This is a genomic window from Chryseobacterium sp. Leaf405 (genome assembly GCF_001425355.1).
Lineage (GTDB): Bacteria > Bacteroidota > Bacteroidia > Flavobacteriales > Weeksellaceae > Chryseobacterium.
The window spans coordinates 729,829-741,720 of the sequence record NZ_LMQN01000015.1; the positions used below are offsets into that span (position 1 = coordinate 729,829).

The 11,892-nt window shown below is 33.6% G+C and carries 11 protein-coding genes; 7 read left to right on the plus strand and 4 right to left on the minus strand.

The genetic code is table 11. The features are described 5' to 3' along the window. Window positions 1–27: 27 nt before the first annotated feature. Window positions 28–1,065, minus strand: coding sequence for a quinone-dependent dihydroorotate dehydrogenase (locus ASG22_RS13185; protein ID WP_055985327.1), 1,038 nt, complete (start codon window positions 1,063–1,065; stop codon window positions 28–30). A 296-nt stretch (window positions 1,066–1,361) separates the two neighbouring features. Beyond that, window positions 1,362–2,057 carry a pseudouridine synthase gene (locus ASG22_RS13190; RefSeq protein ID WP_055985331.1) on the minus strand — a complete coding sequence of 232 codons (696 nt, stop codon included), beginning with the start codon at window positions 2,055–2,057 and terminating at the stop codon, window positions 1,362–1,364. A 126-nt stretch (window positions 2,058–2,183) separates the two neighbouring features. Between ASG22_RS13190 and ASG22_RS13195 the strand changes: the two genes are divergently transcribed. From ASG22_RS13195 to ASG22_RS13210, 4 genes are all read left to right on the plus strand, one after another. After that, on the plus strand, window positions 2,184–2,675 hold the full coding sequence (locus ASG22_RS13195) for an RNA polymerase sigma factor (RefSeq protein WP_055985333.1): 492 nt from the start codon (window positions 2,184–2,186) through the stop codon (window positions 2,673–2,675). Then, complete coding sequence (locus ASG22_RS13200) at window positions 2,665–3,258, plus strand: hypothetical protein (RefSeq protein WP_055985336.1); 594 nt, start codon at window positions 2,665–2,667, stop codon at window positions 3,256–3,258. The genes ASG22_RS13195 and ASG22_RS13200 overlap by 11 nt, the downstream gene beginning before the upstream one ends. Before the next feature lie 80 nt (window positions 3,259–3,338). Continuing rightward, the gene (locus tag ASG22_RS13205) at window positions 3,339–4,880 is read left to right on the plus strand and encodes a glycine--tRNA ligase (RefSeq protein ID WP_055985338.1); all 1,542 of its coding nucleotides are present in this window, start codon (window positions 3,339–3,341) and stop codon (window positions 4,878–4,880) included. An 84-nt stretch (window positions 4,881–4,964) separates the two neighbouring features. Next, window positions 4,965–6,497, plus strand: a complete 1,533-nt coding sequence (locus ASG22_RS13210; RefSeq protein WP_055985341.1) for a hypothetical protein — start codon at window positions 4,965–4,967, stop codon at window positions 6,495–6,497. 23 nt (window positions 6,498–6,520) lie between these two features. On the opposite strand, the gene ASG22_RS13215 is transcribed toward ASG22_RS13210, so the two are convergent. Further along, the gene (locus ASG22_RS13215; RefSeq protein WP_055985342.1) at window positions 6,521–7,822 is read right to left on the minus strand and encodes a M48 family metalloprotease; all 1,302 of its coding nucleotides are present in this window, start codon (window positions 7,820–7,822) and stop codon (window positions 6,521–6,523) included. Between the two features lie 88 nt (window positions 7,823–7,910). Beyond that, complete coding sequence (locus ASG22_RS13220; RefSeq protein WP_055985344.1) at window positions 7,911–9,182, minus strand: Y-family DNA polymerase; 1,272 nt, start codon at window positions 9,180–9,182, stop codon at window positions 7,911–7,913. 264 nt (window positions 9,183–9,446) lie between these two features. Here ASG22_RS13220 and ASG22_RS13225 point away from each other — a divergent pair, with 264 nt between their 5' ends. The 3 genes from ASG22_RS13225 to ASG22_RS21015 all read left to right on the plus strand — a co-directional run bounded on the left by ASG22_RS13225 (window position 9,447) and on the right by ASG22_RS21015 (window position 11,700). Then, window positions 9,447–9,947 carry a M15 family metallopeptidase gene (locus ASG22_RS13225; RefSeq protein ID WP_055985346.1) on the plus strand — a complete coding sequence of 167 codons (501 nt, stop codon included), beginning with the start codon at window positions 9,447–9,449 and terminating at the stop codon, window positions 9,945–9,947. Window positions 9,948–10,208: 261 nt separating this feature from the next. Next, window positions 10,209–11,246: a patatin-like phospholipase family protein gene (locus ASG22_RS13230; RefSeq protein WP_055985347.1), complete on the plus strand. Its 1,038-nt coding sequence runs from the start codon at window positions 10,209–10,211 to the stop codon at window positions 11,244–11,246. A gap of 280 nt (window positions 11,247–11,526) precedes the next feature. Further along, on the plus strand, window positions 11,527–11,700 hold the full coding sequence (locus ASG22_RS21015) for a hypothetical protein (protein WP_157844722.1): 174 nt from the start codon (window positions 11,527–11,529) through the stop codon (window positions 11,698–11,700). Window positions 11,701–11,892 lie beyond the last annotated feature (192 nt).

Here is an 11,892-nt window from a genome sequence, read left to right on the forward strand (position 1 = left end):
AAAGAGAGTCAAAAACTCTCTTCTAATTTATCTGGGTAATCTGCTTGCCCGTGTTAGAAGCTCTTTATTAATATCATTAATTAACTGTGGACCTTCATAAATAAATCCGGTGTACAACTGAACCAAAGTTGCTCCTGCATCCAGTTTTTCAAGCGCATCTTTTGCAGAATGAATTCCTCCAACTCCAATTATCGGGAACGCTCTGTTGCTTTTATCAGACAGATATTTAATCATTTTTGTACTTCTTTCACGGATCGGTTTTCCGCTGAGTCCACCATTTCCGATTTCTGCCAGAACTTCAGGTGAAGTTTTCAGACCTTCTCTGTTGACAGATGTATTGGAAACTACAATTCCGTCGATTTTTGTATCTGAAATCAATTCAATAATTTCATCTAACTGTTGATTATTTAAATCAGGAGCAATTTTCAGTAAAATAGGTTTTTGAACAGATTTTGACTGATTGATTTTCTTTACTTCCGTAATCAATTCTCTCAGATATTCCACATCTTCCAATTTGGCGTGACTTCCAACATTCGGACAGCTTACATTCAGCACAAAATAATCTACATGAGGATGAAGACCTTCAAAACAATCTAAATAATCTTGAGTATAATTTTCAGGGGTAGTATTCGTATTTTTTCCAATGTTTCCGCCGATGATGATTTTACCTTTGTTGCCCTTCAGTTTTTCAATCGCAGCCTTAAGACCGTCATTGTTAAAACCCATTCTGTTGATGATCCCACCATCTTCAATTAAACGAAAGAGTCTTTTTTTAGGATTTCCAGCCTGAGCTTTTGGTGTCACCGTTCCGATTTCTACAAATCCGAAACCTAAATCTCCCAACTCATTAAACAAAACCGCATTTTTATCGAAACCGGCAGCCAAGCCCACTGGATTTTTAAATTTCAAACCAAAAACTTCTCTTTCAAGACGTTTGTCGACAATAGGTTTTGGGAGGAATAATTTTGTTAAGAATCCGAAATTTTTGAGCATTGAAAAAGTAAAATGATGAACTTCTTCAGGATCAAATTTGAAAAGAATCGGGCGAATGAGCGATTTGTACATTGAAAAAAAGTTTTACAAAAATACTCTTTTTAAAATTAATGATTAATTGACTTGTGATATTTTATGCGAAAATCGATTATACATGGTATCTATAAAACTCAAACATCTACTTAATCTGTAGAATGTGCGAGATTTTTTGACGCAAAGTTCTTATTAATTATTCCTCAAATTTTAAGGAGTAAAGAATTAATCAACAAGTTGATTTGATGAAGCGAATGTTCAAACTTCGCGCAGCAATTTATTGCCTTTGCTTTTCTAAAAATAAAAAATTGTATAATTAAATCTTTGCGTTTAAATTATGAATACGCGCTTAAATCAAACTTCAAAACATCCCCTACTCTTTTGAACTCCTCATCTATAGTAGCATTTACCGTGATTTTTTCGTTAGAAATCGGATGATTAAAAATCAATTGATGAGCATGAAGCGTCATTTTGTTAATGCCAAATGTTTGAAGCCACAATTTATTCTGTTTATTGCAACCATGTTTACGACAACCTAAAATAGGATGTAAAATATGTTTAAAATGTTTTCTCAACTGATGAAACCTTCCCGTTTCAGGAATTGCTTCCACCAAACAATATCTCGAAGTCTGATGTTTTAAAAAAGGCAAATCTATTTCCGAAGTCTGCAACCGGCGATAATTAGTAATTGCATTTTGCTTGACTTCATTTTCATTCACCAAATCATAATCGATGGTTTCCTCTTCCTTTGCCCAGCCTCGTAGAATGGCAATGTATTTCTTTTCAACTTTTTTTTCCTCAAACTGAGTACTCATCATTCTCAATGTTTCTTTATCTAAAGTAAACAATAAAACGCCCGAAGTTTTTCGGTCCAACCGGTGCACAGGATACACTTTCTGCCCGATTTGCTTTCTCAGTTCCTGAATAGCGTAAGTATCGGCTTCTCCGGAATAAAAAGACTTGTGAACCAATAATCCGCTTGGTTTATTGATGGCAATAAGATGTTCGTCTCGATAAAGAATTTCTAACATGGAACAAAAGTAGAAATTTTCGAACGATTTAGCTCAGATTGGAATGTCAATAAAAGATTCTTTATATTCACTCATCATAATTGTAACATTTTCGGTTGGGTGTTCTCTAAATTCTAAAAAGGATCAATGCACAATTTAAACTTCGATGAAATTTATCATACTTATTGGAAGAAGATTTTTCGACTCTGTATGGGGTATGTGAATGACGATGATATGGCAAAAGATCTTTGTCAGGAAACTTTTATAGCCGTTTTTCAGCAACTTCCCAATTTTCGGCAGGAAGCGAATATCGGAACGTGGATCTATAGAATTGCGACAAATATTTGCCTGAGACAGGTCCATGTTGAAAAGCGAATGCCTAAAAATGAACTTCCTTATCAGATCAAAGATATTTCGGAAAAGGAGAATAAGGTTGAACAGGAAAAAATGACCAACTTTTTATACCAGTGTATTTCCGAATTGCCTGAACTTGAAAGAATCATCATTTCTCTAGAACTCGAAGAAATGAAGCAAAAAGACATTGCAGAAGTAGTAGGAATTTCTGCTGCTAATGTGAGAGTTAAAATACATAGGATCAAAGAAAGATTAACCGAAAAATTTAAAAATTATGCCATCTGAAAATATTAATTTCCAAGATATTTGGAATAAAAAAAGTGCGGAAATTCCCAACATTACAGAAATAAAATCCAAAGCTGAAAAATACAGAACAAAAAAGCTTTTCTCTATAATATTTCAAATGGGTTGTTTGATTTTAAGTTCCGCTTTTATCATTTACCTCTGGAATATCATTGATTTTAAATTATTTACCACAAGATTAGGCTTTATTTTTGTACTTGCCGCAATTGGAATGTACATTTATCTCTATTCTCAGAATATTAATATTATCCGTAAAATAAATCCAGCGATAAGCAATCAGGAATATTTGACAGCACTCAAGAAACTACAAAAACAGCAGCTTTACATGCAGACCAAAGGTATCAGTATTTATTTTATTTTATTGTCATTAGGATTTGCCGTTTATTTTTATGAATTTGTTCTAAGAATGTCTTTGTTTGGTGGTATATTATCGTATGGATTAACTTTTTTCTGGATGGCAATCAACTGGTTTTTCATAAGACCAAGACAAATCAGGAAACAGAATGCAAAGATCTCGGCGGTTATTGATTCCTTAGAAATGATTGAAAAAAGCTTTGAAGAGTAATCTCTCTGTGGATTAAACAAATGAATATCAAAAAATTTGTTGTAAAATCTGTATTTTTGCACTTCAGACGTTAAAAAATTATGGCAAAGCAAGAAGATGTTTTCAAGAAAGTGATTTCTCACGCTAAAGAATATGGATTTATTTTCCCTTCCAGTGAGATCTACGATGGTTTATCCGCAGTTTATGATTATGGACAAAACGGTGCCGAACTAAAAAATAATATCAAACAATATTGGTGGAAAGCGATGGTACAGCTTAACGAAAATATTGTCGGCATTGATTCAGCAATTTTGATGCACCCAACAACATGGAAGGCATCAGGCCACGTAGACGCTTTCAACGATCCATTGATTGACAATAAAGATTCCAAAAAACGTTTCAGAGCAGATGTTTTGGTGGAAGATTACTGTTTGAAAATTGAAGATAAAGAGAACAAAGAAATTGAAAAAGCAGCGAAAAGATTCGGTGAGTCTTTTGATAAAGCTCAATTTGAAGCAACGAATCCAAAAATTTTGGAATACAGAGCAAAAAGAGAAGCTATTCTTTCAAGACTGGCTAAATCTCTTGAAAATGAAGATCTTGCTGATGTAAAAGCTTTAATTGAAGAATTGGAAATCGCTGATCCTGATACAGGTTCAAAAAACTGGACAGAAGTAAGACAATTCAACCTGATGTTCGGAACTAAATTAGGCGCTTCTGCAGATTCTGCGATGGATCTTTATTTAAGACCGGAAACAGCTCAGGGGATTTTCGTGAATTTCTTAAATGTTCAAAAAACTTCCCGTCACAGACTTCCGTTTGGTATTGCACAAATCGGAAAAGCATTTAGAAATGAGATCGTTGCAAGACAGTTTATTTTCAGAATGCGTGAATTCGAACAAATGGAAATGCAGTTTTTCGTTGCTCCGGGAACAGAATTGGAATTCTATGAACAATGGAAAACAAAACGTCTGAACTGGCACTTGGCTCTTGGTTTAGGTGATGAAAACTACAGATTCCATGACCATGAGAAACTGGCTCACTACGCAAATGCTGCGGCAGATATTGAATTTAATTTCCCATTTGGTTTTAAAGAATTGGAAGGTATTCACTCTAGAACAGATTTCGATTTGAAAGCTCATGAAAAGCATTCAGGAAGAAAACTTCAGTTCTTTGATCCTGAAAGAAATGAAAATTATGTTCCTTATGTTGTGGAAACTTCGGTTGGTTTAGACAGACTATTCCTTTCACTTTTCTCTCATTGTTTGAAAGATGAAGTATTGGAAGATGGTTCAGAAAGAACAGTTTTATCTTTACCGCCAGCTTTAGCGCCAATTAAAGCAGCAATTCTTCCATTAATGAAAAGAGATGGTTTGGCAGAATACGCTGAAAAAATCTTCAATGATTTAAAATACGATTTCAATTTATTCTACGAAGAAAAAGATGCCATCGGAAAACGTTACAGAAGACAGGATGCCATCGGAACACCATATTGTATTACAATCGATCATGATTCCTTAACAGATCATACCGTGACGATAAGAGACAGAGATACGATGGTTCAGGAAAGAGTTCCTGTATCGGAATTAAGAAGAATTATTGACGAAAAAACAAGTTTCAGAAACTTACTTTCAAAAATATAAACCAAAAGCCCTGAAAAATCAGGGCTTTATTTTTTCTAAAAACTTACACTTGAATTCATTATTTTTGAGCTTCAAATTTTAACCATGAAAAAAATAACACTATTGATGTTTGGTTTGTTTCAGACATTCGCCTATTCCCAGACTCAGGATTTAACGGCATTAGCTTCGGGAGAACACACCGGGATGAATGCTTTATTTGATGATAAAGATACTCTTTACGGTTACGTATCCATTTACTCTTATGGAAAATCCGGGGAAAAAACAAAAAAGTTCGAATACGTAATTTTAGATAAAAACCTGAATCCCGTTGCCAATAAAGAATTTGAAGGAGATATTACGGCAGCATCGTATGTGGGATATGTGGATTCCAAAGGGCAGATTATTTTAAAACCCTCCGGAATAGATTATACACTGGTAAAAAATAAGGATCTTTTCACTCCGGTTTCCATGGTGATAGATCCCAAAGCCAATACCATTATACGAAAAATCTATTACGATTATCAGGAAGACGGAACTTTTAAAGAACTGCACGAACCTAAAAACTGGAAAGAACAGCGTAAAGAAAACCGTGAAGAGAAAAAAGCAAAGGGCTACAATTATGTTTCGGCAGTCGGCGAGCTTAAAGAAGGCGGATATTTCGCCATAGAATACAAAGACTTCGGAAAATACATCAGCAATAACAGCCTGATGAAATTTACGCCGGACAAAAAAGAAGTCTGGAAATACAGTTATAACGCCAATGGAGACAAAAAGAACTATTCCGCCCTTTCCGTTCTGGAAAAAGATAAGAAATATATGTACTGCATCATGAAAAAGGTAAATGATGATAAAAAGGCATTCAGCCTTGTCGTGATCGATACGCAGACAGGAAAAGAAGTATCCAACAAACCAGTAACCGGGTTTTCAGATGAAACCATCGACAATATCGATACATTCTACGCGGGATACAGAAAACTTGATAATGACAAAACTTTTGATGATAAAGTAGTTCTTGTGGGCAAAACTTTTTCCCCCTCTTTTGATCAGTTAGGATTTTCAAGGCTGATTGTGAATAAATCCGATTTTAGCACCAGCTCAAAATCTATTAATTTCAAACAGGATCTTACAAGCTTTCTTCCGAAAATAAATGCCAATGGATATGTGGAAAACGGATACATGCTTCAGTCCAGAGATATGTATTTTATGAGTGACGGAAGTGTAGGAATTTTAGCTGAAAAGTATAAGCCAATGAGCGAATATAGTGCTCCAAAAACAACAGATTTGGTGTACATTTATACGGATAAAGATTTCAAAATTAAAGATGTAAAAGTTTTTGAAAAGGAAAAAACAAAATGGTTTAATAATGATTATCTTTTTTCTCAATACCTGAATGACGGAAAAGACGTTGTATTTTTCTTCCGCGATTATCAGAAAGATCAGGTAACAAAAGAAAAAAAATGGAACCTTTTCATCAACACCGTTATCGACGGGAAATTTAAGCAGGAAGTTGTTCCTATTTCTGAAAAAGATAATTATACCGTGACACCTTATGTTGCGAAAGAAGGCTATATTCTCCTTCGTGAATTCAATGAAAAAGAAAAATTTAATAAAATTCGCCTTGAAAGATTAAATTATTAAGATAAAAAAATCCTGACTTTTGGTCAGGATTTTTCTGTTTGGTAGTAATCAGAAATATTTTTTATTTCATCTAAACTCAGGTTCCACATAAAATTTAAAAACTGCTGATAACTTTCACTTTGATTTTTCGGCTCTACACGATCCAGATATCGGTTTAGGTTATAATTTTTCCGTGCTTCGTAGATTTTGGCAAAACATTTTCCGAGCCATTTTTTGTAATAGCTTTCCTCTTCACCATCCTGTAAAAACTGCAAACTTGAATAAATCCCGATTCCATAATCTTCAGAATGAAAAAAATTGGGCAAGGTTTCCATTCTCGCAATTTTCTCCAATGCAGCGTAAGATTCTGATGCTTTTTCATCTTTGACCTCAGCTTTTAGTTCAGGAAATATTTTCTTTAAATAAGTAATTCTCAAGGCAATTTCCGGATGCGATTTTAATGAATCTTTATTCAGCTTTTCTTTAAAATTATCATAGTTATATAATGAAAAATCTTCTTTCTTCAGCCATTTATCCTTGAATTCCTGTTTCGGAAGATTAAAATATTTTTTATAGGTTTCTACTTTTAATTCTCTTGGCGAAATCGTATCAAAATCCTCCAGTCTTTTTAATGTATTGATAAATTCTTCTTTCTTAAAATCACTGTTTTTAAAAAGCACATAACCCAAAGAATCTGCCTGCATTTCCTGCTTTCTGTTTTCTGCACCTTTTTTATAAATTCTACTTTTAAGAACATCAAAAGCCTGCTGGTTTCTATTTTCTTTGTTCAATTTTATATTCTGAACCACCACTCTATCCATCTGATCCTGATCGACAATTCCTATAAGGGTTTTCAAAGTATGTTCAGAAATTTTATGTCCCAATTCATGAGAAATTACTGAAGCCAGCTGGTCGTCATTATTCAGCCAATTAAAAAGTCCCATATTGATTACGAAAGTTCCATCTGCAAAGCAATAAGCATTGGGAGTATTGTCTTTTGCAATAAGAATTTTCAGATTTTGTGGAATTTGAGGATTATTTTTCTTTAGCCTATCAATCAGATTTTTCACTTTAGCATCAAAAACAGAATTGAAAATAAAATCTTTATTTTTCACTTTTTTCTCAAAATCTTTTTCGAATTCTTTATAAAATTTTGATAATTCGCTTCCCGTTTTCCCGGAATAATCTGTTCTATTTTTTTTAATCAAATTTTCATTGGTAACGGAAAAATTTTTCAGAAAATCTTTCCTCTGGGCATAATCTGCCGTGTCAATCGGTTTATACACCTGTCCGAAAGAAATTATAAAACAATAAAAAAGAGAAAAGGAAAGTAGTTTTTTTATCATATTTTATCAAATAATCACAAAAATAAATAATTCATTTCACGTTCTTAAAATTATTTTAAATTTGTTTAAGACTGCTCAAATGAAAACTTTAGTGAAATCTGAAATTAGCTTCTGTTAACGTATTATTTTTCAGAAACTCTTCATATTCAGGAGAAATTTGTTTTCTTCCGAATGTATTTTTTCCGCTCATGCTTCCAAGACGGACTTTATCTTTCCCGAATTTTTTATTCATCGCATCCATCGCTTTCATTACCGGTAAATGTTGACTCTGGGTATCTTCCTCGAAAAGATTAATCAGCCGTTGATCCTCAGGCACGAAATCATTGACGATAACCCCTGCTTTTTTATAATGAAAACCTTCTTTATAAATAGTTTCAAACAACTCGTTCACTACTCTTCCAATCAGGATTGATGAGTTTGTAGGATTGGGAAGAATTTGAGTGATGGCATTTCTATATTCGGGTAAATCCTTTCTGAAACGATTGGTTTGTACGAAAACCGTTACCATTTTACAGCAGGCATTTTGTTTTCTAAGTCTTTCAGAACAATACATCCCAAAAGTTTCTACCCTTTCGCGGACATCTTCTTTGTTGGTGAGCATTTCCATGAAACTTCTTGTAACCGCAATGGATTTTTTCGGAGAAGGAGAATCTAATTCCAATTGACGGATTCCTTTCAATTCATTAATCATTCTTATCCCATGAATTCCCATAATTTGACGAACCCACATTTCCGGTTTTTGCAGTAAATCCCAAGCTTTATGAACGCCATTGTCGTGCATTTTTGCGCCAAGTCGCCGCCCGATTCCCCAAACATCTCCGATATTGAGCCACTTTAAAGCTTTTTCAATTTTTTCGGGAGTATCCAACGTATAAACTCCATTACATTGTTCAGGAAAATCTTTTACAATTCTGTTAGCAACTTTACAAAGCGTTTTTGTGGGAGCAATTCCGATGCTTACAGGAATATTGGCTTCAGCTTTAATTCTGTCTCTAATCTCATTGCAATACTGATTGATATTGATGTATTTGAAACCTGTGAGATTTAGAAATAATTCATCAATACTGTAAACTTCGTGTTCTACAACATATGACTTTGCAATACGAATGACTTGTTGACTTTTAAAATTATACAATTCGAATTTTGCAGAAAAAGATTTTACGTCATGCTCTTTAAAAAGCTCTTTGTATTTAAAAGCCGGGGCCGCCATCGGAATCCCCAAATCTTTCGCTTCTTTGCTTCTGGACACAACACATCCGTCGTTGTTGGAAAGTACCACAACGGGTTTGTTTTCAAGCGTAGGATCTAAAGTTCTTTCACATGAAACAAAAAAATTGTTGCAATCGACTAAAGCGTACATGACTGAATGATGAAATTTTATTTCACAAAACTAAAGCTTTTAAAGAATTAAATTCTTCTTAATTAAAATTTTAACACAAATTAAAAATACTGAATATCAACATATTAAAAATATTATAACACGTCATATTTTGTCGTATTACATTCTTATTTTTGCTTATAAAAACTCGTTTTCTCAGCATCTAAAATCTATTTAATCAGTTTATATCACGTCAAGTTTCGTCGCCTCCACCTTCTATTTTTGTCTCATAACCAATTTACAATTATGGACAAAGTAACATTACAAAGAATCGAAAAACTTCACCCATTGATAAGAGAAGAAGTGAAGGAGATTATTAAAGAATGCGACGAAGCATTAACCGGAAGAGCAAAAGTGAGAATCACCCAAGGCTTGAGAAGTTTCGAAGAACAGGAAAAATTGTACGCCATCGGAAGAATCACATCAGGAAAAAAAGTGACCAATGCCAAAGCCGGACAAAGCATCCACAATTACGGACTCGCCGTCGATATTTGTATGATCATTGGTGGAAAAACAGCAAGCTGGGACACCGCAAAAGATTGGGATAACGACAAAGTTGCAGATTGGTACGAATGTGTAAAAATTTTCGCAAAACATGGTTGGCATTGGGGTGGCAATTGGAAAACCTTTAAGGATCTTCCTCATTTTGAAAAGAAAAATGTTCTGACGAAAAAAGGGTTGGTGAAAACGAGTTGGAGAACTTTATTAAAAATGAAAATGGATAAGAATGGTTATGTTATTATATAATATATTAACTAAAAATTCATTAAGGTTTAAATTAAAAACCATTTAAAATAATTGATTAAAAAAATCAATATAAATTCCCCAAAAAGAGAATTTATTTTTAACACGACAAGTTCTGTCGCTTCCCGATCCTATATTTGCTTTAAAGAAAGACCCCAAAAGCAATCATTATAAAAAGCTAAAACCAATAGTAATTTTCGGAAAACTATTGGTTTTACTTGTCTAAAATTGCCATACATTTCTTAAAAAACAAGTATAAAAAACATGAAAAAGACGACCATCCTTTCTTTGGACGGAGGCGGGATCAGGGGAATTATCACCTGCATTATCCTGCGTTACATAGAAGAACAACTGCAGTTTTATGATAAGCCGAGTGCAAAACTTGGCGATTATTTCGACTTTGTTGCGGGAAGCAGCACAGGAGGGCTTATTGCGTCTATTATTCTATGTCCTGATGAACACCGAAAGTCAAAATATTCTATCCAGAAAGGGTTGGAATTGTATGCCGAAAAAGGTGGTGACATATTCCACGTTTCTTTTTGGGAGCGTTTGGTGAATCCGTTTGGATTATTGAACGAAAAAATCTCCCAAGACGAACTTGAAAAAAACTTGAATGACTTTTTTGGAAAATTAGAATTAAAAGAATTAATAAAACCATGTCTAATAACAAGTTACGATATTGAAAACAGAAGAGCAAAATTATTCAATTCCTGGAAAGCGAATATAAGCACAGATAATTTTTATGTAAAAGACGTTTGCAGAGCGACCTCAGCAGCTCCGACTTATTTTACACCGATTCAGATTAAATCGATGTACGGACAGATTTTCAGTTTGATTGATGGTGGAATGTTTGCCAATAATCCTGCACTTTGCGCCTATGCCGAAGCAAGAAAAATTCCCTTTGCGGAAGTTTTGAAAAACCATCAAAAGGCAAATCATCCGATTGTAAATGATATGATTATGGTTTCAATCGGCACAGGAATTGAGTCAAGATCGTATTCATTTAAAAAATTACAAAAGGCTGGAAAAATAGGTTGGGTAAACCCAATTATTGATATCTTAATGTCTGCCAACGCAGAAACGGTTGATTATCAATTAGGGCAAATGTTTCAAACGTTAGGACAAAGAAATCAGAAAAATTACTATCGACTAAATCCTTCGTTGAAGAATGCTTCACCCTCCATGGATAATGTGAAAAGATCGAATATTGAGAATCTCATACAAGCTGGATTAAGTTATATTGATGATAACAGAGAAATGCTGAATCAGATTGTACAAAAATTAATTAGAAATAAATTATAAGCTTTTAACCTTATAATAGTTCAATATAAGCTTTTTTAATTATAACTGAAATTCGTCACAATTTTATTCTTTATTCTGATTAGAAAATACTTAAAAAATAAATGATAAAATTTCTAAAATAAATTAAACACGTCAAGTTTTGTCGCTCTCCGCTCCTATCTTTGGAGTATAAATAAAGCACAAAAATAATCTCAAAAAACAACATTCGAATTCAACATCAATCAATGCTGAACAGCTAGAAATCTGTTTCAATCTCAACACTAAAAACCCGAATCCAAACATGCAAAAACCCAATCACAATCTAGATACAACCTTCGACAAAGAGCTTTATACGATTGAGTGGAGCGACATCGAAAACGCCGAGATAGATTATGAAAACTATCTTTCCAACATTGAAGATTTCTTCCGTGAAGATTTTGAAAATGATATTTTAAAAGAAGAAATTGATTACTAGAAAAAATTAAACATGTCAAGTTCTGTCACTGTCCAACATTATCTTTGAAGTATAAATAAAACACAAGATAATCCTTCAAAAAACATTACAAAACCTTTGAATTCACCATTCACAAAAAATGCTGAACAGCCAGAACTGTGCTTAAAAATTAACACCAAAAATTAACAGAAATGAAAAAGAAAATGTCTGAAA